General features: G+C 40.8%; 17 protein-coding genes. 11 read left to right on the top strand and 6 right to left on the bottom strand.

Translation table 11 applies throughout. The features are described 5' to 3' along the window. The first annotated feature begins 13 nt into the window (after nucleotides 1-13). From BLV53_RS06905 to BLV53_RS06890, 4 genes are all read left to right on the top strand, one after another. Nucleotides 14-439, top strand: a complete 426-nt coding sequence (locus BLV53_RS06905; RefSeq protein ID WP_090299054.1) for a Zn-ribbon domain-containing OB-fold protein — start codon at nucleotides 14-16, stop codon at nucleotides 437-439. A gap of 2 nt (nucleotides 440-441) precedes the next feature. Continuing rightward, a complete protein-coding gene (locus BLV53_RS06900; protein ID WP_090299051.1) occupies nucleotides 442-681 on the top strand; it encodes an acyl carrier protein in 240 nt (79 codons plus the stop codon). A gap of 38 nt (nucleotides 682-719) precedes the next feature. Further along, nucleotides 720-1,727 (top strand): phosphate acyltransferase, encoded by a 1,008-nt coding sequence (locus tag BLV53_RS06895; protein WP_090299046.1) that lies wholly within the window; start codon nucleotides 720-722, stop codon nucleotides 1,725-1,727. A 131-nt stretch (nucleotides 1,728-1,858) separates the two neighbouring features. Then, nucleotides 1,859-2,245 (top strand): holo-ACP synthase, encoded by a 387-nt coding sequence (locus BLV53_RS06890; protein ID WP_090299043.1) that lies wholly within the window; start codon nucleotides 1,859-1,861, stop codon nucleotides 2,243-2,245. Between the two features lie 43 nt (nucleotides 2,246-2,288). On the opposite strand, the gene BLV53_RS06885 is transcribed toward BLV53_RS06890, so the two are convergent. Together BLV53_RS06885 and BLV53_RS06880 are read right to left on the bottom strand one after the other, a co-directional pair. Further along, the gene (locus BLV53_RS06885) at nucleotides 2,289-3,332 is read right to left on the bottom strand and encodes an alpha/beta hydrolase (protein ID WP_090299040.1); all 1,044 of its coding nucleotides are present in this window, start codon (nucleotides 3,330-3,332) and stop codon (nucleotides 2,289-2,291) included. A gap of 111 nt (nucleotides 3,333-3,443) precedes the next feature. Continuing rightward, nucleotides 3,444-4,514 (bottom strand): AraC family transcriptional regulator, encoded by a 1,071-nt coding sequence (locus tag BLV53_RS06880; protein WP_090299037.1) that lies wholly within the window; start codon nucleotides 4,512-4,514, stop codon nucleotides 3,444-3,446. A 147-nt stretch (nucleotides 4,515-4,661) separates the two neighbouring features. On the opposite strand from BLV53_RS06880, the gene BLV53_RS06875 reads away from it, so the two are divergent. After that, nucleotides 4,662-7,262, top strand: a complete 2,601-nt coding sequence (locus BLV53_RS06875) for a glycosyl hydrolase (protein ID WP_139298932.1) — start codon at nucleotides 4,662-4,664, stop codon at nucleotides 7,260-7,262. Nucleotides 7,263-7,335: 73 nt separating this feature from the next. Here the strand turns inward: BLV53_RS06875 and BLV53_RS06870 are convergent, their stop codons facing one another. The 3 genes from BLV53_RS06870 to BLV53_RS06860 all read right to left on the bottom strand — a co-directional run bounded on the left by BLV53_RS06870 (nucleotide 7,336) and on the right by BLV53_RS06860 (nucleotide 10,764). Beyond that, entirely contained in the window at nucleotides 7,336-8,115 is a 780-nt protein-coding gene (locus BLV53_RS06870) for a ZIP family metal transporter (protein ID WP_090299031.1), read from the bottom strand. Nucleotides 8,116-8,251: 136 nt separating this feature from the next. Beyond that, complete coding sequence (locus BLV53_RS06865; protein WP_090299029.1) at nucleotides 8,252-9,793, bottom strand: DUF5597 domain-containing protein; 1,542 nt, start codon at nucleotides 9,791-9,793, stop codon at nucleotides 8,252-8,254. Between the two features lie 146 nt (nucleotides 9,794-9,939). Next, nucleotides 9,940-10,764 carry an AraC family transcriptional regulator gene (locus BLV53_RS06860; protein ID WP_170830778.1) on the bottom strand — a complete coding sequence of 275 codons (825 nt, stop codon included), beginning with the start codon at nucleotides 10,762-10,764 and terminating at the stop codon, nucleotides 9,940-9,942. 256 nt (nucleotides 10,765-11,020) lie between these two features. Between BLV53_RS06860 and BLV53_RS06855 the strand changes: the two genes are divergently transcribed. From BLV53_RS06855 to BLV53_RS06835, 5 genes are all read left to right on the top strand, one after another. Continuing rightward, nucleotides 11,021-13,228 (top strand): glycoside hydrolase family 3 N-terminal domain-containing protein, encoded by a 2,208-nt coding sequence (locus BLV53_RS06855; protein WP_090299024.1) that lies wholly within the window; start codon nucleotides 11,021-11,023, stop codon nucleotides 13,226-13,228. 55 nt (nucleotides 13,229-13,283) lie between these two features. Further along, a complete protein-coding gene (locus BLV53_RS06850) occupies nucleotides 13,284-15,680 on the top strand; it encodes a GH39 family glycosyl hydrolase (RefSeq protein ID WP_207646223.1) in 2,397 nt (798 codons plus the stop codon). A 176-nt stretch (nucleotides 15,681-15,856) separates the two neighbouring features. Continuing rightward, nucleotides 15,857-17,236, top strand: coding sequence for an MFS transporter (locus tag BLV53_RS06845; RefSeq protein WP_090299018.1), 1,380 nt, complete (start codon nucleotides 15,857-15,859; stop codon nucleotides 17,234-17,236). Then, nucleotides 17,236-18,288: an alpha/beta hydrolase gene (locus tag BLV53_RS06840; protein WP_090299016.1), complete on the top strand. Its 1,053-nt coding sequence runs from the start codon at nucleotides 17,236-17,238 to the stop codon at nucleotides 18,286-18,288. Before BLV53_RS06845 ends, BLV53_RS06840 begins: the two co-directional genes overlap by 1 nt. Nucleotides 18,289-18,438: 150 nt before the next feature. Continuing rightward, nucleotides 18,439-20,058 (top strand): glycoside hydrolase family 43 protein, encoded by a 1,620-nt coding sequence (locus BLV53_RS06835; protein WP_090299014.1) that lies wholly within the window; start codon nucleotides 18,439-18,441, stop codon nucleotides 20,056-20,058. Nucleotides 20,059-20,167: 109 nt separating this feature from the next. Here BLV53_RS06835 and BLV53_RS06830 read toward each other — a convergent pair whose 3' ends face one another. Then, a complete protein-coding gene (locus tag BLV53_RS06830; protein ID WP_090299011.1) occupies nucleotides 20,168-20,530 on the bottom strand; it encodes a hypothetical protein in 363 nt (120 codons plus the stop codon). A gap of 239 nt (nucleotides 20,531-20,769) precedes the next feature. Between BLV53_RS06830 and BLV53_RS06825 the strand changes: the two genes are divergently transcribed. Continuing rightward, nucleotides 20,770-22,353: a glucose-6-phosphate isomerase gene (locus BLV53_RS06825; RefSeq protein ID WP_090299008.1), complete on the top strand. Its 1,584-nt coding sequence runs from the start codon at nucleotides 20,770-20,772 to the stop codon at nucleotides 22,351-22,353. Nucleotides 22,354-22,488 lie beyond the last annotated feature (135 nt).

Raw genomic sequence — 22,488 nt, 5'->3', positions numbered from 1 at the left:
TGGAGGTGTCGAAATGGCAATTAAGTTAGAAAAAGTCGTTCAGGGCTTCTATGATCGCCTTGAAGAGGGAAAGATTTGTGGTAGAAAGTGCCCTAAGTGTGGCGCTGTAGAATTCCCACCAGTATATGCATGTAACTCATGCGGTAACCTTGAGACAGAGTGGTATGAGATTTCTGGAAATGCAAAAATGCATTCAATCGTTATGCCAGCTGCTCTTTCATCAAAGCCTGAATACAAGGCTATGGGTAAATTCGCTTATGGCGAAATCGAATTAGAAGAAGGCGCACGCCTTAACGCAGTAGTACGTGGTATCTCAAAGAAGACACGTAAGGAGCTCCTTGATAAGCTCCCACTTGATGTTCACGCAGCAATTTACCAGCGTGATGGATATAAGACAGTCGTATTTGACTTAGACGAAAAGTATTTAGGAGGAAATTAAAAATGGAAAGAAAAGAATTAGAAGCACAGATTATTGAGATGGTAGCTAAGTGCTACAACGTAGACGCAGCAGGTCTTACAATGGAGACAACTTTTAAGGAGGACCTTAAGGGCGCTTCTGTGCTTATGGTAGGTCTTGTATCTGAAATCGAAAATGAGCTTGATGCTATGATTGCACTTCAGGATGCAGCAGCTTGCGCAACAATTGGCGAGTTAGTAGACAAGGTTGAAGAAGAGCTTTAATTTAAAGCTTTCAATTCGTATATACGAAGGAGAATATAATGAGCGTACTTGATAAAATTTACGAGAAGGCTAAGGCCAACCCACAAAAGGTTGCGTTTCCTGAAGCTGAAAATGAAAAAATGATGCAAGCCGCTTATGAGACAGGAAAGGAAGGATATATTGTTCCTGTATTAGTAGGCGACAGTGCAAAGATTAAAGAACTTATAGCTGAGCGCGGTTATGAGGAATCCGTATTTACGATAGTTGATATCGCAGATGAGGATTATAAGAATGATATCATCGCAAAGTATGTAGCACTTCCAGACACAAAGCTTAAGGAAAAGGCTCTTGGCCGTCGTATGGAAAATCCACTTTACTATGCAATGGCTATGCAGGCTGTTGGTGAAGCAGATGTTACATTTGCAGGTATCGACAATACAACAGGTGATGTACTTCTCGCTGGTCAGATGATTATCGGACTTAAGGAAGGCATCAGCACAGTTTCATCTATCGGACTTTGCGATATTCCTGGTTTCGAGGGTAGTGAAGGACAGCTTCTTGCAGTAGGCGACAGTGCTGTTTGTACAAATCCATCAGCAGAGCAGCTTGCTGATATTGCAATCTCTGCTTGTGACACTGTAAAGGGACTCCTTGACTGGGAGCCAAGATGTGCAATGGTTTGCTATTCAACACTTGGTTCAGGCCAGGGCGAGCTTATCGACAAGGTAAAGGAAGCACTTGCTATCGCAAATGAAAAGCGTCCTGACCTTGATATCGATGGTGAGTTCCAGCTTGATGCAGCTATTGTTCCTGCAGTAGCAGCAAAGAAGGTTAACCGTGAGAGCAAGGTAGCAGGTAAGGCAAACGTTCTTATCTGGCCAGATCTTAACGTAGGTAATACAGCTGTAAAGCTTATCCAGCAGTTTGGTCATGCAGATGCATACGGACCAATGCTTCAGGGCTTCAACAGCATTGTATGTGACTGCTCAAGAGGGGCCCCTGTTTCAGAAATCAAGGGTAATGTAATCATTTCAGCAGTCCGTGCACTTGGTCAAAAGAAAAACTAGTTTTACAAAAAAGGCTTCCCCCTGTGGGGGCGAAAGAGGTCCGGGGGACCTCTGCTTTGAGCCGACCGGAGCGGCAGCGGAGAAAAGCTGTCACCGAAGGTGACTGATGAGGGCTAAAGAGGTGGCATGCTATGAGGGGTGTACTAGGCGTAGGTATCGACCTTGTATCAATCAGTGAAATAAAAGACCTTGATGAGCGCACAAAGGGTGCATTCGTCAAGCAGACATATTCTGAAATTGAAAAAGAGGATGCAAAATCTGCGTCTAACTACTACGAGTTTCTGGCAGGCAGATTTGCTGTAAAGGAAGCTGTCTACAAAGCTATTTGTGGCAGCTTTACAGATATCAACTTTGATTTCAGACGGGTGGAAACCAAACGGATGTCAAACGGCGCACCCAAATTCATACAAAATGAACAACTCCTTAAGATCCTTAAAACAATAGGCGCCACAGATGTGAAAATTTCCATCTCAAATCAAGGTGATTTAGCAATTGCTATAGCAGAACTCATATCATAAAAAAAATCTTATTTGACGCGCGTCAAATAAGATTTTTTTAATTCTAATTCATAAATTCTATCATCTCGCTCATCCAGCCTGCTGCCGATGTACCTACAGCAGTGGCGCAGCCGTGACCTCCAGTAGGATAGGCTTTGTACATTACCTCTACACCTGCATTTTCAAGAGCCTGATACATTCTGAGCGCGTTGCTAGGTGGAACCAAATCATCATCATCGCAGGCCCACACAAAGGTCTTTGGATAATCCTGTGTCACATGTAAATCAATGGAAAGAGGATTACGTAGGCTATCATTTGCACCTGCAAGAGCTCTGAAGCTATCCTCGTGCTGTTCACTTTCAAAACTGATTACAGGATAAGAAAGTGCTACCTTATCAGGTCTTCCGGAAAAGTCCTTGTAGCGCTCATAAAGAACAGGAAAGCTTTCTGCTAATTCTTCATTTACCAGTTTGTTGTATTCATCATGATAGCAAGCCTGTGATGCTGTAAGATGACCACCAGCAGAAAATCCTATAACCAGCAAATCATCGGCTAGGTTATACTGTTTTGCCAAATATCTCATGCACTTGATTGCAAGTGTTAAATCCTTTTGTGGAATAGGATAGAAGTTTGGTGTGCATCTGTAATTTGTGATACATACAGCATAGCCGGCCTTTTCCAACACAGCAGCTGTTTCCATTCCTTCATTCGAGATGGAGACAGTCATGTATGCACCGCCAGGTACAACAAGTGCCATTTTACGATGTTCCTTGAAGCTTTCGTTTAACTTAAGTAAGCCCAAATGCTCCTGCTTGCCGTCAGTTGCAGCAAAGAAATCGTCAGGTGTTTCATCCGACCATAGCTGAATAAATGAATATTTATCTGTCTCCAAAATTTCATGGATTTTGTTGGAAATTTCTACGATGCCATCTCCTAGATAAGGAGCACCCCAAGGCATTTTCAACATAGTGTTTACTTCTTTGATAGGCAAATCTCTCAGCTCATCTGGAACCATTTCGATGAATTCAAGTGGCATCATATATGTAAAATGTGCCATAACTGCTTCATCACCTAAAATGTCATTGATAGTGTTATTTAGTGTATACATTTCTTCCCCCTTATAATCGAAAATAGCGCAGGTATCATACCTACGCAGCTAATTATATTATAATTGTCATTCAAAAAAATAGTACAATATTAACCTATGTGCGACATTTTTTTATTTGACAGCCGATGAAATTGAGAGCTTTGTTTTAATGTAGGCTTTAGGTGATATGCCGTAATAGGCTTTGAACTTTTTGCTGAAATGACTTGAATCAAAGCAGCCCACCTCAAGTGCAATATCGGTGAGATTTGTTTTGCCATTTTTCAGGATTTCCAAGGCATGCTCCATCTGCGATTCGGTGATGATATTTGTAAAGCTTTTACCGGTGGTTCTATGGATAAGGCGGCTAAGATACGCGGTGGAATATCCAAAAAATTGGGCGGTGCCTTCCAAAGTGGCAGTTTTGTAGTTGATGCTGAGATACCCTAGAATCGCCACCATCAGATTGTTCTGTGATTGAGATTTCAGATTAGGCACAATGGCTTGCATTTCGTATTCACGTACCAGATGAAGCAGGAATTCCTGGGTGAGAAGGCTTATGGAATACTCATAGGCATGTGGCTTTTGTACCGCTTCCGATAGCAGATGTATGGCTATTTCCTTTAACCATTCATCATGGCCTGTAGGAAATAAAATGTAAGGACTGTTATCTTTTTGATATATGATATTTTCCAGATAATTTATAAGTACCTTGCCACCTCTTATCAGACTCAAAAAATTCTGGTCGAAATAATCCTTGTTCATCATCAGATTTAATATCACGGAATCATCATTGGTGCAGGATAGTGCATGGATGGAGCTAGGTGTCATGATGCACACATCACCAGTATTCATTTCAAAGGAATACCCCTCAAAGCAGTTGGTGCAGTGGCCGGTGGCAACATAGACTATCTCCACATAGTTGTGATTGTGCAAAACAGGATAGCTGTAGCGGCGATGTCGTGTGATACCTACATTTGAGCTGCTTTGTACATCGCTTATGGTGACACCCTTCTTATTTTCACTTTTATCTAAAAAATAATGGGAAGTAGAGGTAATAACTATTTTGCCCTGGTCAGCTAAATCCAGGTATTCGCCAATGGGGATGGCTTTTGACCATAGACTGTGATCAGAGCTTAGATAGGCTGCTCTACAGAGACGCTCTTCTTCATCCATAGGCAATTTCTCAAAGTTTTCGTATCTCAAATCCTACCATTCTCCTTCTATTTTCATAACAGTAATGATATCACATAATGTCAAAATTTTACATGTTTAGAGCAAAACATATACAAGCTAACAACATGCCGGATGCCGTATTATCATAATATGAAATAGTTACATGGAGGATTTATTGTGATGAAAGATAATCATATTTTTCCATTTTTATGGATGCGTGGTGAAGATGAGGAAATTATCCGCACTGAGCTTGCAAAAATAGATGAAGCAGGAATTAAATCAGTATGCCTTGAGGCTCGTCCACATCCTGAGTATGCGGGAGATAAGTGGTGGCATGATGTGGATATTGTCATTGACGAAGCAAAAAAGCGTGATATGACAATCTGGATTTTAGATGATGCACATTTCCCAACAGGAATGGCAAATGATGGCATGAAGAACCAGCCGGAAAAATGCAGACGTTATTTATTTACACAGTTTGTTGATGTGGTAGGGCCACTACCACAGGGTCAGGTGGATGTTGAACTCCTTACTACAAGACAGTTTACATGGCAGGATTTTGGCAAGCAGTTCTCAGAGCCAATCTATGATGAGACAAAGCTTTTATCAGTAACCGCCTACAAGGTATACAAGGATGATGAACTGACAGGGGAATATATAGATTTAACTGATAAGGTTAAAGATGGTTACCTTACAGCAGATTTCCCTGCAGGGGTATGGAGAGTATTTGTTACTTTCTCAACTACGAAAATGGGGCCAAAGCTTGAGTACATCAATTATATTGAGGATGGTTCAGTTCAGGTGCTTATTGACGAGGTTTATGAGAAACACTACGCTCGATACAAGGATTTATTCGGAACTGTAATTGCAGGATTTTTCTCAGATGAACCAGGCTTCTACAACTCTGAAGGCTATGGCAGCATGAAGATTGGAGACAAGGCTACATTACCTTGGGGTAAGGAGCTTGAAGAGCAATTGACAAAAGCCCTTGGCAAAGATGCATATCTAAAGCTTCCACTTCTTTTTGCAGAAGACAGTGAGGATGAATGTCGAGAATTGCGAATGACATATATGGATTTAGTCTCAAAGCTTTATTCAAAGAACTTTAGCTGCAAGCTTGGGGAGTGGTGCAGGGCTCACAATGTTATGTACATAGGCCACATTGTAGAGGACTATAACAACCACATGAGACTTGGAGCCGGTCCGGGACACTATTTTAGAGCCATGGCTGGTCAGGATATGGCTGGAATCGACAATATTGGTTATCAGCTAATGCCAGGCAATGATGTAGCTACACGTCACACAGGATTTTCCGATATCATACCTGACTTTTATCATTATCAGGTAGGAAAGCTTGGTTCTTCAGCTGCAGCAATTGATCCAGCGAAAAAGGGACGTCTGATGTGCGAGACCTTTGGGGCATACGGTTGGAGACTAGGCGTACGTGATATGAAATGGATTGTGGATTATCAGGTGGCGCAGGGTGTGAATTACTTTGTACCTCATGCATTTTCAATGGCTGAATATCCTGACAATGACTGTCCACCACACTTCTATGCCAGAGGAAATAACCCTCAGTTTGAGTATTTCTGCCATTTGATGAAATATACAGACAGGCTGTGTAAGCTGTTTTCTGGTGGTAAAAATGTGCCTCAGGTAGCTGTGCTTTACGAGGCTGAGTCCGATTGGGCAGGCAACACAATGTATGGTTATGAAGTTGCAAGAGACCTACTGAATCATCAGATTGATTTTGAATTTATTCCAGCAGATGTATTTGAAAATGCTGATTACTATGGATGCCGAGTAGAAGATGGCAATCTGATTGTAAACGACAGAACTATGAAAGCGCTCATAATTCCTGAGTGTCAGTATTTATCCAAGGTAGCTGCTAAATTTATTTTAGATAACCCTGATTTACAGGTCTACTATGTAAATGAAAAACCACATGGAATTGCGGAAAATGATGACAGCGACTTATTTACAGGTATTTTAAGAAGAGAAAAGATGGATGGTGTAGCTTTTGATTTGATAGGCTATAGACTGATGAATGAGGGTATCAGAGATGACCTTTATCTCTCTAAATATAATGAGCATCTTCGTCAGTACCATTATCGTAAAGACGGTAAAGATATATATTTTCTGATTAATGCATCTGTTAGCGAGACTATCGAGGGCGATATAGTATTGCCAAAAGCAGATGGCTATGCAGTTTACGATGCAATGCATGATATATCAGTTAGACTTATACCTAATGAAGGAAAAATGCATTTGTGCTTAAAGCCTTATGAATCAATTATCGTATATACGAATCCAGAAGAATGCCAGGAGCCAACAGCAGCAATTAATTTTGATAAAGCTGTTTCACTAGATACATTTGATGTACAGCTTAATCAGATAGCCTGTGATACTCCACGATATGAAAAGGCCTTTAAGCTTCAGCCAATCTCTAATGTTTACAGAGATTTCTCAGGTGAGATAGTTTACACTACAGAGTTTGAGGTGGAGTCTATTCCAAATAAGGCTACCTTCTTTGCTGAGCAGGTGTTTGAGTGCATGACAGTAGAGGTAAACGGCAAAGAAGCCGGAAAGAAAATAACACCACCATATGAGGTGGACGTTACAGACACATTGACTGTAGGAACAAACATATTAAAAGTTCGTGTGGCAACAACAGCTCTTCGAGATGCCAATACAAAGCCAGGAATATTTGGCAAAGAAAGAACCATCATCGAACCAACTGGTATGTTTGGGGAGGTGCAGGTGAGATTTTATAAGTAGAATCCTTTGCAAAAAGTACTCCATATAACAAAAATCAGGTCACCCGCCAGTGACCTGATTTTTTTGAAAATTATTATCCAAGTGCCACATCAAGTATCATCATAAGCACAAAGCCTAAAGAAAATGCTATAGTGCCAATATTTGAGTGCTTTCCTTCGGACATTTCAGGAATCAATTCCTCTACAACTACATATATCATTGCTCCTGCGGCAAAGGCCAACAGATATGGCAGCACAGGCACCACAAGGCCTGTGGCTAAAATAGTGAGCACTGAAGCTACAGGCTCAACCGCGCCAGAGAGCACTCCATAGAAAAAGGTTTTACCTTTTGACATCCCTTCCGAGCGAAGTGGCATGGAAACGATGGCACCCTCAGGGAAATTCTGGATAGCAATACCCAGTGCAAGAGCCAGGGCAGTTGCGTGACTTACATTCACATGCCCTGACATCCAGCCTGCATATACAACACCAACAGCCATTCCCTCTGGAATATTATGTAGGGTCACAGCCAAAATCATTTTTGTGGTTTTGGAAAAGTTGCATTTTATACCTTCTTCCTGATTGTCCATGTGGATATGTGGTGTCACCACATCAAGAAACAGTAGAAAACCCATACCTATGAGAAAACCAATGGCTGCCGGGATAAAAGAAAGCTTTCCCATGCCAGAAGAGCTCTCTAGTGATGGCTGTAATAAACTCCAAAATGAAGCCGCCACCATGACTCCCGCTGCAAATCCAGTGAGTATTTTTTGTAATTTTTCTGAAATCTGATTTTTTAAAAGAAAGACCATTGCAGCACCTAAGCTGGTGCCTAAAAATGGAATCATTACACCTTGGAATACAGTAAAATTCATAGCAAGCCCCCAGTCAGTATTTAGTTATGTATTAAGTACACAGTAGCATAGACAATGTGGGAATACAATATTGGAAACTACATTTGAAAAACAGCTTGACACAATTATATGTGCCAAGCTGTTTTGCGATTTAGACTTAGTATTTATACAACTCCAGCATAAACACTCCAGGCATATTTCCAAAGTGAAGTGCCATTTTTTCATCACCATTGAGGCGTTTGTCGGAGATGAATTTTCCATTTTCCATATGACCTGCCTCAAGGCTTAGGATGTCTGCTTTTTTGTTTTCACCTGTCTTAACATCAAAGCTTACAGAGCATTCCAGACCAATCAGTAAGAATTTGTTATCATCAAGCTCAAATACTGAGAAGCTTCCAAGAGGCTTTCCAGATGTTCTTGGAGAATAGCCAACTTTGAAATCGTACTCTTTGCAGCGAACAAGGCAGCCGTAGTCGTACTCCCCATGACGAACATATGACTGAAGCTTATTGGTGCCACGGTACTGTAAGTAAAGTGGTTCAAGCTCATCTAATAATTTGTAAGTAGCTGCAAGGGCTTCCTTGCTTCCTCTTGTATCAAACGCAGATGGGTCGATATTAAGGGCAATCATGACTTCCATTGGTGGCTTGTCTACGAGCTCAGGATCAAGTGCCAATTCTTCGATTCCAAATGGTGAAAAGCAAACTGCATTGTGGTGAAGCTGGGCGTAAAGTGCGTAAGAAGATGCCACTGCATCCTTTCTGATTTCAGGGATGAAGAGGGCATTTCCTTCATAAGCGTATTCATCCATAACATCTGCGCAGAATGGCACATAAACATCTGGAGCCAAAGCAAAAAGTGATGGAGCGACAGCCTTCCAGATTTTGTGGACATCTCGGTTTGGACCACCTGATGGGTAAGTTCCTGCAATCCATGGATATTGCTTTAACCATGCATTGGCGTAGCAAGGCAGGTTGTATTCCTTTTGACCTGCAACTGTGATTTCCTCTACGGCTTTTGCAAAATGATATGCCATGAAAAATTCTTCTGCATTATCCTTAAATGCTTCCTTCCAGGTGCAAGCCACATCATAAAGCTTTCCGATTTCCTCTGGAACTGGTGATTCAAAAAGCTCATTAGCCTTTGCAGAGTAATCTCTGGCAGTGCCGAGTAGTCCAATCTCATTTTCTACCTGCATTCCTATTACTGTGCATTCATTTTCATCGATTGATTTGATGTGAGCCATGATTGCTGCAAAGGTCTTTTTGTCTGCTTCAATTGCCTCATGGCAAAGTGGTGAGATAGTGCTTATTTTGTCGCCATTTACCTTTTCAGCTAAAAAATATTTTTTAGAATCGAGCTTAACCCAGCTTGGAACGTACATTGATTCAGCATTTTTCCAAAGACCAAACCAAAGGAATACAAGCTTTTTGCCTTCCTTACGTGCCTGATTTATGATTCCATCAATGAGAGAAAAGTCGTATTTGCCTTCCTCAGGCTCGATACATTCCCAGTATATAGGGACGATTAAAGAGTTGAGATTAAGCTCTCTAACCTGAGGCCAGATTTTTTCTTCCATTTCCTGTAATGTGGATGCACTTGAGTTGTGAATTTCCCCACTGTGCATGAAAAAAGGCTTGCCATCAACGTATAGAGTACCAATGCCTTTTTCGTCTACTTTAAATTCTGATTTACACATTTATTAAACCCTCCTAATAAGCCAGCTGCGCCCTTGCAGCAGGCATTTCTTTTGTTATCTACATATAAATTTAATACGTTGAGGGTATGTGATTCAATCTTAGTTATCTAACCTTGATAGTAAAATATTAAGATATTGTAGAACAATTACATAATGTGGCTCATGCGGTATTGATTTGGAGTTAGTTTGTATTGTTTGAAAAATACTTTTCCGAAATAGCTGGCGCTGGTGTAGCCACATTTTTCTGCAATTTCTTTGATAGACATAGAGGGCTCCTGGACCAGTAGAATCTGGGCATGCAGCAGTCGAATGCCATTTAAATATTTTACTATGGTAACGCCTGTATGCTCTTTGAAAATACTGCAAAGGTATTCAGGGGTTCTAGAGGTAATCTGAGCCAGAGTGTCCAATGAAACATCCTCTCCATAGTGAGCCTCTAAATATTCTATCGCCTGAGTGATGGTGGGGTTACCATAGTCGGCAGAGCCTGAAGCAATGTGAGTCAGACAGAATGATAAATCGGTAATAAGCGCGTAGGTCTCCTGTGATAAAAGCATATGCTTATGGCGGCTGTTTTGCTCAGCAATTTCTATTAGCTTTTTATGATGAGCGTCAATCATTTCACGGTTGCTTAACAGGTAGGCACCTGAGGAATTAATCTTTAGTGCACGAAATAGCAGTGGCACGATACTGCCATTAAATCCCACAATGTCTAAAATCCATTTTCCGCCTGTGCTGTGATACTCATGGGGGGTGTTGCTGAAAATAATAAAGCATTGTCCCTTATCAATAACGTATTTACGGTTATCAAGTATTAGCTCACCCTGGCCTTCCTTGCAGAAAATAATCTGATTTAGATTAATTCCATGCATTCTGTAAACCGGCTCCTGGTCGTGGTTTGCCCCCAGTAATACCAGCTTCAAAGGAATAGTGTCATATTCATTTTTCTTATACTGAAAAGAACGTAGCATCCGCCTGTCACCTCTCATCTTAAAAATGTACTATATATATTACAATAATAATATTGAGGCGTGCCCATGGTCAAGTTATACTTCTAGGTATAGAAAGTCTAGCCTGTAGCTAACAATTAATTATGTTTCTTAAGGAGAGCTTTCCATGCTCGACGTAGAAATATAATTGATTGTTAGCGTAACAGGCGGAATATTGAGAAAAACTAGCTTGTAATTCTAACAGGCGGAATATTTAGAAAATCCTAGGGGGTATAACATGAATTTAACTGATACTCAAAAGCAGTTTGTAGAAGACTTGCTTAACAAAATGACACTTGAAGAAAAGGTAGGCCAGCTCAATCAGGATTCGCCATCCATAGTAGGTGGTTTTGACGTGCCTTTTGAAGAATTGATAGAGATGCTCACTGATGGAAGAATATCTCAGGAAGAATTTGGCAAAATAATGGCCACAGCAGAAAGAGACTTCCATGAGGATGATATCAGAGCAGGCATGGTTGGCGCTGTTATGGGCAACGACCCAGTAAAGGCCAACGAGCTGCAAAAGATTGCAGTGGAAGAAACACGCCTTGGCATCCCACTTCTTATGGGCTTTGATGTTATCCATGGTCTTAGAAGTGTGTTCCCTATTGCCATTGCAGAGGCAGGAAGCTTCGATGATGATTTGATGGAGCGTACTGCACAGATGGCTGCCAAGGAATCAAGAGCCTATGGTATCAACTGGAACTTTGCTCCTATGCTTGATGTAGCAAGAGATTCAAGATGGGGCCGTGTTTCCGAAGGACCAGGCGAGGATCCGTTCCTTGCAAGCCGTTTTGCCAGAGCAAAAATCAAGGGGCTTCAGAACAATAATGAGGCAACAGACAGCTATGTAGCAGCCTGCACAAAGCATTATGTTGCATATTCAGCTTGCGAGGCAGGCCGTGATTACAACACAACCACAATGTCTACGTCACAGCTTTACAATGTATATCTTCCAACCTTCAAGGCGGCTATGGAAGAGGGGGCATGCTCAGCAATGGCTTCCTTCAACGATTTGAATGGTGTTCCATGCACTGTAAATTCATACACACTTAGAGACATCCTTAAGGGTGAGCTTGGCCTTAAAGGCTTTGTAGTAAGTGATGCAAATGGAATTCGTGAATGCGTTACACATGGTATTGCAGAGGATGATGTGGATGCAGGTATTCAGGCTTTAAATGCAGGTCTTGATATGGATATGGGTACTAGAATTTTCTATAACCATATTGCAGATGCTGTAAAGGCTGGTAAGGTTTCAATGGAAACACTTGATGATGCAGTCAGAAGAATTCTTAGTGTAAAAGTATGGCTTGGATTATTTGAAAATCCTTATGTTCCACAGGATGTAATTGATGCCTATAGCAAGGCACTTCCAGCAGAGCACGTAGCACTTTGCGAGGAAGCAGCAGAAAAATCTATCGTATTACTTAAAAATGATGACAAGCTTCTGCCACTTGATAAATCAGCAAAGGTAACTGTAGTAGGCGAGCTTGCAGATAGAGCAGATGAGGTAGTAGGTGCATGGTCCCTTGCATGGGAAAAGGATGACTGCGTTTCAATCAAGTCAGGTCTTGAGGCGGCAGGCGTTAGCTTCGAATATTATCCTGTATGTGGTCCAGAGGGAGACCTTAATGCTGATGAATTAAAAGCTGCTATCGAGTCAGATTCAGATATCGTAATTGCGGTAGTTGGAGAATACACCAGCATGAGTGGTGAAGCATCTTCAAAGGCTGATATCACATTGCCAGGTCATCAGCAGGAAATGCTTAAAAAGCTTGTTGCAGCAGGCAAAAAGGTAGTAGCAGTTCTTATGAACGGAAGACCTCTTGCCCTTGGCTGGGAGGCAGAAAAACTTCCTGCAATCATCGAGGGCTGGCATCTTGGAATTCAGATGGGTAATGCCATTACAAAGGTACTATTCGGTGATGTGAACCCATCAGGAAAGCTTTCTAGCACATTTTCATCAGTAAACGGACAGGAGCCACTTTATTACAATCATCCAAACACAGGACGTCCAGGCTCAAAGAGTAAATTTACATCTAAATATTTAGACGCACCAATCGAACCATGCTTCCCATTTGGTTACGGCTTGTCTTACACAACATTTGAGTACAGCGATTTGAAGCTTACAGAAACAGCAGATGAGGTAGTAGCTTCATTTACACTGAAAAATAAAGGTGATGTGGCAGGCACAGAAATAGCACAGCTTTACATGCAGGATGTAACAGCCAGCCTTGTTCGTCCAGTGAGAGAGCTCAAGGCTTATGAGAGAGTTCAGCTTAACCCAGGAGAGGAAAAGCAGCTTACACTTTCACTTCGTAAATGCGATATGGGCTTCTATAATAACGCAGGTAAGTACCTATGCGAGGATGGCTTATACCGTATATACGTAGGTGGCAATTCAAGAGATACTCTTGAAGCGGAAATCCGAATTCAGTTTAAATAAATGTTATAAGTGGCAGAGTCTTTCTGCCACTTATTCTGCTATAAGGAATAAAAAAGTGAAACAATCTATGTCCAGTGAATATACAACAGAAATTTTAACTAAAGAAAATGGAAATACTATCAGTTCAAGAGAAGACTATTTTGTGCTGTATATAGTCCGCGGCAGTGTTTCTATCACCTTGCAGGGACAGTTGCACAGATGTGAAAAAGGGGATTTTTTCTTTTTAAATCCTTCAGAATCGGCACAGCTTAATTGGCAGAAGGAAAGCGTAATCCTAAATTTAAAAATCGACTCTGGAATTCTTCATACCAAAAGTGGAATACAGGATATTTTCTTTTCTGCACATAAGACAGTCTCTGAAAATAAAAAGTTGTCTCACACTGCTGAATTAATCAAGGGCTTTTGGGCTGTTAGGGCAGATTCTAATTCGAAGGGCGGTTTTGGAGAAACGGGGGCATACTATACTTTACTTGATGATTTGATAAAGCATTATGTAGTAAAAAATCCAATCTCTAAAGGCTCTTTAGATGATTATGGCTCAAAAATGCTTCGCTACATTCATATGAATTTCCGCAATCACATATCCCTGGATGAAGTGGCAGATAGCCTTTATATCTCCACACCTACAGCGTCCCGGGTCTTCTATGACACTACAGGTGTAAAGTTTGGGGATTATGTCAGGACACTGCGGCTTAATAAGGCAAAACAACTACTTGAAACGACAGGAGATACTATTACTGAAATAGCTTTGAATGTAGGTTTTGGCAGTCCATCTGCCATGAACAAGCTGTTTCTTAAATATATAGGAACAACTCCATCAGAGTACCGAAATGCACATCCAATGAAACCGGATAAAAGCGAGGCTGAAAATGATGAAGCGTTAAGTACTCTGTTAGAATCTAGCGAAGATGATGAGGACCATGAATTAACAGTAAACCTATCGAATGTTTCTAGGAATACAAAATTGGTGACCTATCAGCCACCAATTTTAAATGTAGGAACTCTGAAATCATTAAGCTCCGCTCAGATGCAAAAGCAGGTCACATATATTACTGATAGCCTTGGTATAAAATATGTCCGTTTGTGGGGGATGTTTGCAAATGATTTGCATCTTCAAACAGAAAATAAAGGTGTCTACAATTTCTCATTTATGGATGAGATTTTAGACTACATAGTGGATCATGATTTGAACCTGTTTTTGGATATCGGTCTTAGAGGGGATGGCGCCAGAGCAAATGAAAGTACAATGGTATTTGAGGAGCAAAATTTTCTAATCTTTCATTCCAAAGAAGAGTGGCTTCACATGGTAGAAAGCTTTTTGGATCATATACGATACAGATATGATAGGGCAGTTAGCAACTGGGTTATTGAGGTTTCCTTTTTCCTTAATAATGCTCCTTATTATGAGGGGACTGGGTACTCGGCAGTTGATGCTTGGAATGAAACAGTGGCAATGATCAGGAGAAAAATACCAGGTATGAAGGTGGCCGGGCCTGGAATGCCACTGGTGAATGATAAAGACCTCAATAAAATGTGGGTAGAACATCTGCTTACAGCGGATGAAAAACCAGATTACATAACATGTATTTCATTTCCCTACAATGATTCAATCAAAGATGGTGATGAACGGATTGAAAGCTACAGGACAGTTGGGGATAGAGAGTTTCACAGGTCATCAAACACTCTTGAAATAGTGGATAGGATAAAGGGGCTTACTGAAATATTAAGGGCGAACAATTACCTTGGAAAATGTATTATTACGGACTGGAACTACAGCATTTCCAGCAGAAATTATCTTCAGGATTCCACATTCAGGGCAGCATATACAGCACAGTGCATAATTAACAGCATGGATGATGTAGATGTGTTTGGTATTTTCTATGCATCTGATTTATTGTCGGCATACTCTGATACCAGGTCATTATTGCAGGGCAGCGCAGGAATTTTGAGCCGAGACGGGATAGAAAAACCTGTATTTCATGCTTTTAGATTTTTAGGTCAATTAGGAAAGCAGGTGTTTTTTAAAACAGATAACTGCATAATCACCGGCAATAATGATGGCAGTGAAATCAAAATACTATTGCACAACTGTCAATCTCCAGAGGCGGATTATTATCTGTTATCTGAGGATGCATTTAAGCCTACAGAGGTATCCCAGATGTTTTCTTCCAAGCCTCTGATTCTAAAAATAAAGTTGGAAGGTGTAGCCTTTGGCGATAAGGTGCAGATACATCAGAATATACTAAATGAAGACCATGGCTCAGTGCTTCATCATTGGATACAGATGGGCTGTAGTCATAATCTAAGCAGGGAGGATTTGCAATATTTAAAAAATGTGTCTATTCCAGAAACGCTGATAGAGGAGATAACAATTGAGAATTCTTCGTTAGAGCTTAATGTGGAATTGAAACCAAATGAGGTTCGACAAATATGCCTACGAGGCGCAAATTAAAATGAAAGAAATGACAAATTGATGTTTCAAAATAAGTAGCAAGTACACATTGACGAAATAATTGACAATCAAAAATTGAATAACAGAAAAGCATCTTTCCCAAAAAATATTTATCATAGGATTATGCAATGATTGTAAAAATTAAATCAGTACTGAGATTTTGAAGGAGAGGAATAATGAATCAGAAAACAGAAAAAACAAATCCTAAAGTTGCTTTCTTTTACAGCTTAGGACAAATCGGGTCAGATCTTTCATGGTATATGATAAACACATACCTTACAGTATTTTATACAGATGTTGTGGGACTTTCGGCAGTTGCAATATCAATGATTATGCTTATTGCAAGAATATGGGATGCCGTCAATGATCCAATGATGGGGGCAATAGCTGATAGAACAAAAACACGTTGGGGTACATTCAGACCATACTTGATGTTTGCCCCACCATTTTTAGCACTGTTTAATATTTTGACATTTACAGTATTTCCAGTTGAGGGTGCTTTAAAGGTTGCCATCTGTATGATTTGCTACATTGGAGCTGGAATGGCATATACAGTTGTAAACATCAGCTATGGCGGATTGATAAATCGTATTGCAAAAAACTCACAGGTAAGAATGAATTATGTTACAGCAAAATCAATTGCAGCCAGTGTTCTTTCAATGATTTTATCAGCTGTGGTTATGCCGGTTATTCTATTTTTCAGTAACACAATGAAAAATGGTGAGAAGGCAGCGGATGCCCATGGCTATTTTATGACAGTAGTGATTTGCTCAATCATTCTTATTCCATGCTTTTGGTTATGTGCATGGAAATGTAAGGAAACAGTTCACGCGACAAAAATAGATGCACCAGCAGAAAAGAAGCCAATTGGAAAATCACTTAAGGCATTATTTAAGAACAAATATCTTTTAATGACAGTATTCTGCGTTTTCGCAGGTGCTTGTGGCGCTATGGCAAGAATGTCAATGCTTTCATTCTATGTAATTTATGTAGTAGGTTCATTTACTATGATTGCACCTATCTACACTACAATGACTGTATGCAGTTTACTTGGAAGCTTCACACTTCCTTGGGGAACAAAGACCTTTGGTAAAAGAAATTATCTTTTGATACTTACATTCCTGTCTATAACAGGGCTTGTACTTATGTTTTTAGTACCAGCAGATAATCCGGTATTCCTTTTATCTGTAAGTGCCCTGATTGGATTGACAATGTGTAGTGGAAATATTTGTACAGGTATGCTGGCAGACTGTATAGACTACGGTGATTATGAGTATGGTGTAAGAGACGAAGGTCTTACATTTTCATTTATGGGATTTGGCGTAAAGCTTGCAACTGCTATTACAGGTTCTGTTACAGTACTTTTACTAGCCAAGGTAGGTTATGTACCAAATGCTGACCAGACAGAGACAGCAAAAATGGGAATCAATGCACTTGTAAATCTTTTCCCAGCAGCAGTTATGTTACTTTCTGTTGTTCCACTTTTCTTCTACAGACTTGATGGAAAGATGGATGAAATCGCAAATGCTCTCGATGAGAGAAATGGGGGTAAATAATGAAATACGAACATATTGTACTTGATGAAAAGTGCGGCGTTACTCTTGATGCATACATCCAGGAGACAGAAGGGGAGTACAGGTCAATAATCAAAAGACCTGCAGTAATTGTAATACCTGGTGGCGGATATATGTTTTGCTCTGACAGAGAGGCAGATCCAATCGCTTTTAAATACCTTGGCGCTGGATATGATGCCTTTGTGCTTCGCTATTCACTGAATGAAGATGCAACCTGGCCAAAGCCACTTTTGGATTATGAGCAGGCATTTAGCTATATTGAAGCCCACGCTGAGGAGTGGAAAATTAACATAGATAAAATAGCTGTTTGTGGATTTTCGGCAGGTGGCCATCTGGCAGGTGCAGTGGCTACATTGGCAAAGCATAAGCCTGCGGCTGCCATATTGGGCTATCCGGTTCTCACTGAAACAGTGGATGAAATCCTTCCAGGAGCGCCATATATCTATCAAAAGGTGGATAAGGACACTGCTCCTTGTTTTATCTTTGGCTCTTGCGCTGACAGCGTGGTAAATGTAAATAATCTTATAAAGATGCAGCAGGCGCTGGCTGACAACAATATCACATTTGAAACCCACATTTATCCATTTGGACCACATGGTTTTTCCACAGGCGAGGATTCAATCCAAGGAAAGAGCGCAGCTTTTTGTGAAAGAATTCCTCATTGGGTAGATGACAGTATTGGCTTCCTGCAGGATATGCTAGGTAAATTCAAGGCCGACCAACAACCTGGTGAAAACAATACAGGATTGGAAGAACCGGTTTGTCGACCACATATTGTAGATGACGGCAATGCCTGGTTATCTGTTGACTGTACAATTGGCAGGGTGTTCGGAAACCCAAAGGCCGTAGAGGATATTGCTGAGTTTATCAAGGTGATGAAGGAATACATAGTTCCTTTTGCGCCAGACATGACCTTTGAAGATATGATGAACATCATGAGAAACATGAAACTGAAAGACCTCTTAATGGAACGACATGTGCCAGTAGATATTGCAGAACTCAACAAAGTATTAAATAAAATCCCTAATATTTAAATATATGCAACAAATAGACTGCTTTTTTTGCAGTCTATTTGACGTTAAAAAAATGTCGAAAATAAAATAAAAAATAACGCATTTTTCAAATGTTAAAAGGTGACTTTACAGGTAAAATGTAAAAAGAATGTAAAGAATAGGAGAAGGAAAATGTCGTACAAATTACAAAACCCAATTATTCCTGGATACTATCCAGATCCATCTATCATCAGAGTGGATGATGATTTTTATATCGCTGTTTCAAGCTTTGAGATGTGCCCTGGCTTGCCTATTTTCCATAGCAAGGATTTAGCACACTGGGAACAGATTGCAAATGCAATTGGACCTGAAAATGGATTTCACATGGAGAAAAACTGTGGCGTAGGTGGTGTTATGGCTCCAACCCTTCGCTATCATAAAGGAACATACTATATCATCAACACCAATTTCGCAGACAAGGGTAATTACATCATCACTGCAAAGGATCCTAAGGGACCTTGGTCTGAGCCTCACTGGCTTGATGATGTGCCAGGCATTGATGCATCAATTTTCTTTGATGACGATGATAAGTGCTACGTAATGGGAACTGGCGATTGCTGGGACAACGGCGCAGGCCAGATGGAACGAGGAATTTGGGTTGCAGAATTTGATATAGACAATTTTAAGCTTAAATCTGAGCCATTCACTATTTACAATAGCGCACTCAGAAACGCTGCTTCACCAGAGTCTCCACATCTGTATCATATAGGGGATTACTACTATTTAATGATTGCTGAAGGCGGCACAGAGCATTATCATTCTGTTGCTGTAGCCCGTTCTAAGGAGCTTTTCAGTTTCTTTGAGGGCAATCCAGCCAACCCTGTTCTCACCCATCGACATATGGGATTTAGAAGCCCTATCATCAACGTGGGGCACGCTGATTTTGTTCAGCTTAAGGATGGCAGTTGGTATGCAGTAATGCTTGCATCACGCCTTATCGATGGCGAGTGCAAAAACCTTGGCCGTGAAACCTTTATCTGTCCTGTAATCTGGGAGCGCGACTGGCCAGTATTTACACCAGAAACAGGAAAGGTTGAATGGGAATACGAAGGTCCTGCTTCATTAAAGGAATGTCCTGTTGAAAAACCTGCAGCAAGAGTAGACTTCGACAGCGACAAGCTTCCTCTTGATATGGTATTCTGGGGACGTCCACAGGATGATATCTGGCAGATTAAGGATTCAAAGCTTGAGCTAAAGTGTATTCGCCAAAAGCTTGAGGACGATATTAGATCTATGAGCTTTGAGGTTAATCTTTCAGATGACAATTATGTTGCATTCCTCGGAAAGAGACAGACTCAGATTGACCAGACATTTGCATGCAAGATGTCCTTTGAACCAAAAGCAGCTGAGTGTGCTGGCCTTGCTTTAGTACAAGCTATGAATCATCAGCTTCATATCTTCAGATGCCTTGAAGACGGTAAGCATGTTGTTAAAGCAGCAGTAATCACAGCAGATTATGCTATACCACCTTATATTCCAGGCTTTGAAAGCACAACAAATGTAAAAGTGGTAGCAGCAGCGCCATACGATAAGGAAGATATAGTGCTTCAGCTTGAAATGCAGGGCGAGGATTTTACAGTACGCTTTGGTGAAAATGAGTCTGAGCTTAGAGAGCTTTGCAAGGTGGATGGTCACATCATCAACCCTGAAAAGGTTGGTTGCATGACAGGAACACTTGTGGGAATGTACGCTACCGGAAATGGTACAGATATTGACAATAGCGCAAAGTTTGATTGGTTTGAAATTAAATAGCCTATAAAATGGAATAGCCTCTGGACCCCATCTAAACTGGATGGTACCAGAGGCTTTTATTATATCAGCGCACATAGTGCGCAGTTTACCGTAACCTTAAAGCCTTCAGCTAAAAGGAAACGATAGAAAAACCGTCCTTAAGTCCTTGCACCTGCAAATAGGACTTTACATCAAGAACTCTTTTGGTGAGTCTGTGACCTGTTTGAGTAAAGCCATCGCTTTCCACTTCATTAAAAATGATATCATTACCATCTTCAATTCCTCGACGGTCAGTAACGTGGTATCTGACAATTCCACTTGCAATTCGTGCAAATTCTTCTTTTGAAACTGTTACACTCACTTCGACGTTCCCACCAGCAGCACCTGTTTTTAAGGTGTTAGTGTCTGCAAAAAACTGACGACCTAATTCGTCTTCTTTCCCACCGCTCATCGCCTGACTCAGTCCTTTGATTAGGTCCTCTCTTCCTGCCATAAATAACTCCTTTGTGAGTGCCTATAAAATACTGTAAAAATAGAATACTATTAGAATTTGACCATTCTGTGACTAAAAAATGAATTAAGGAGAAATATATTGTGTCTTACATTGTTGACGTGAAAAAGAGATTAGTTTAAAATTCTTGTCGTAAACGATACAGTAAAGCAGTTAGGCCAGAACTGCATTTTTCGGTAAAAATATGCAGTTCTTCATTTAATTTTAAAGGAGTATTAAGGATGATTGAATGGAAGAATTTAGACCAGTTGGAGTCTTACAAGAAGCTTCAGGGTCTCAAAGACCAGGTAGAGCTTAAGTCTGTAATGGCAGGCTCAAATGGTGCAAAGCGAGTTGCAGAATACTCAGTACCAATGTCAAATGGAATGGCTTATAACTTCGCTTCAAAGCAGGTTGATGATGTGGTTCTTGAAGCACTTCAGGAACTTGCAGATGAGGCAGAGCTTACAGACAAGTATTCAGCACTTTTCAACGGTGAGGTTATCAACACTGGCGAAAAGAGATTAGTTCTTCACCAGCTTACACGTGGACAGCTTGGTGGCGATGTTATTGCTGATGATGTAAATAAGAGAGAGTTCTATGTAAAGCAGCAGGAGCGTATCGCTGAGTTCGCTAACAAGGTTCACGCAGGTGAAATCACAAACGAAGCAGGCGAAAAGTTCACAACTGTTGTTCAGATTGGTATAGGTGGTTCGGATCTTGGCCCTCGTGCTATGTATCTTGCTCTTGAAAACTGGGCAAAGGTTACAGGCACATTTAAGATGGAAGCTCGTTTCATCTCAAACGTAGATCCAGATGATGCTGCATCAGTTCTTGCAGGCGTTGATGTTGCACATTCTATCTTTATCCTTGTTTCTAAGTCAGGTACTACACTTGAGACTCTTACAAACGAGTCATTTGTTAAGGATGCACTTGCAAAGGCAGGTCTTGATGCATCAAAGCACATGATTGCTGTTACATCTGAGACTTCACCACTTGCAAAGTCAGCTGATTATCTTGACGCATTCTTCATGGACGATTACATCGGTGGACGCTACTCATCTACATCTTCTGTAGGTGGTGCAGTACTTTCACTTGCATTTGGTCCAGAAGTATTTGCCAGATTTTTAAATGGTGCAGCAGCAGAGGATGCTCTTGCAAAGAATGCTGATATCCGCAAGAACCCAGCAATGCTTGATGCATTAATCGGTGTTTATGAGAGAAACGTACTTGGATTTGGTACTACAGCAGTTCTTCCATACTCACAGGCACTTAGCCGTTTCCCAGCTCATTTACAGCAGCTTGACATGGAGTCAAACGGCAAGAGCGTTAACCGTTTCGGTGAGCCTGTTGATTATGTTACAGGTCCAGTTATCTTTGGTGAGCCAGGTACAAACGGACAGCACAGCTTCTATCAGCTCCTTCACCAGGGAACAGATATCATTCCACTTCAGTTCGTAGGCTTCAAGAAGAGCCAGATGGCAACAGACGTTGTTATCGAGGACAGCACATCACAACAGAAGCTTTGCGCTAACGTAGTAGCACAGGTTATGGCTTTTGCTTGTGGTAAGGACGACGACAACAGAAATAAATATTTCGCAGGTAACCGTCCATCATCTATCATCGTAGGTGATCAGCTTACACCAGAGACACTTGGTGCACTTCTTGCTCACTTCGAAAACAAGGTTATGTTCCAGGGCTTTGTATGGAACCTTAACTCATTCGATCAAGAAGGTGTTCAGCTTGGCAAGACTCTTGCAAAGAAGGTACTTTCAGGTGATACATCAGATGCACTTGCAGCTTATGTAAAGCTTCTTGATATCTAGGATTTTACAATCTAAAATGTTTATTAAAAATGGCTATCGCGTATTGCGATAGCCATTTTTTTGGTTTATCATCTTTCATAGTGTGTAAATTGCTGAAGCAACAATTTTCCCAATTGTTAGCTTATCAGCGGGAGA

This window comes from Pseudobutyrivibrio sp. ACV-2 (assembly GCF_900107545.1).
Taxonomy (GTDB): domain Bacteria; phylum Bacillota; class Clostridia; order Lachnospirales; family Lachnospiraceae; genus Pseudobutyrivibrio.
Note: the sequence above shows the minus strand (reverse complement) of the source record. Positions and strands in the feature narration are given on the sequence as shown.

Excerpts from the sequence above, each read along its gene's own strand:
- BLV53_RS06905 (WP_090299054.1), top strand. The coding sequence starts at position 14 with ATGGCAATTAAGTTAGAAAAAGTCGTTCAGGGCTTCTATGATCGCCTT.
- BLV53_RS06900 (WP_090299051.1), top strand. The coding sequence starts at position 442 with ATGGAAAGAAAAGAATTAGAAGCACAGATTATTGAGATGGTAGCTAAG.
- BLV53_RS06895 (WP_090299046.1), top strand. The coding sequence starts at position 720 with ATGAGCGTACTTGATAAAATTTACGAGAAGGCTAAGGCCAACCCACAA.
- BLV53_RS06890 (WP_090299043.1), top strand. The coding sequence starts at position 1,859 with ATGAGGGGTGTACTAGGCGTAGGTATCGACCTTGTATCAATCAGTGAA.
- BLV53_RS06885 (WP_090299040.1), bottom strand. The coding sequence starts at position 3,332 with ATGTATACACTAAATAACACTATCAATGACATTTTAGGTGATGAAGCA.
- BLV53_RS06870 (WP_090299031.1), bottom strand. The coding sequence starts at position 8,115 with ATGAATTTTACTGTATTCCAAGGTGTAATGATTCCATTTTTAGGCACC.
- BLV53_RS06865 (WP_090299029.1), bottom strand. The coding sequence starts at position 9,793 with ATGTGTAAATCAGAATTTAAAGTAGACGAAAAAGGCATTGGTACTCTA.
- BLV53_RS06860 (WP_170830778.1), bottom strand. The coding sequence starts at position 10,764 with ATGCTACGTTCTTTTCAGTATAAGAAAAATGAATATGACACTATTCCT.
- BLV53_RS06855 (WP_090299024.1), top strand. The coding sequence starts at position 11,021 with ATGAATTTAACTGATACTCAAAAGCAGTTTGTAGAAGACTTGCTTAAC.
- BLV53_RS06845 (WP_090299018.1), top strand. The coding sequence starts at position 15,857 with ATGAATCAGAAAACAGAAAAAACAAATCCTAAAGTTGCTTTCTTTTAC.
- BLV53_RS06840 (WP_090299016.1), top strand. The coding sequence starts at position 17,236 with ATGAAATACGAACATATTGTACTTGATGAAAAGTGCGGCGTTACTCTT.
- BLV53_RS06835 (WP_090299014.1), top strand. The coding sequence starts at position 18,439 with ATGTCGTACAAATTACAAAACCCAATTATTCCTGGATACTATCCAGAT.
- BLV53_RS06830 (WP_090299011.1), bottom strand. The coding sequence starts at position 20,530 with ATGGCAGGAAGAGAGGACCTAATCAAAGGACTGAGTCAGGCGATGAGC.
- BLV53_RS06825 (WP_090299008.1), top strand. The coding sequence starts at position 20,770 with ATGATTGAATGGAAGAATTTAGACCAGTTGGAGTCTTACAAGAAGCTT.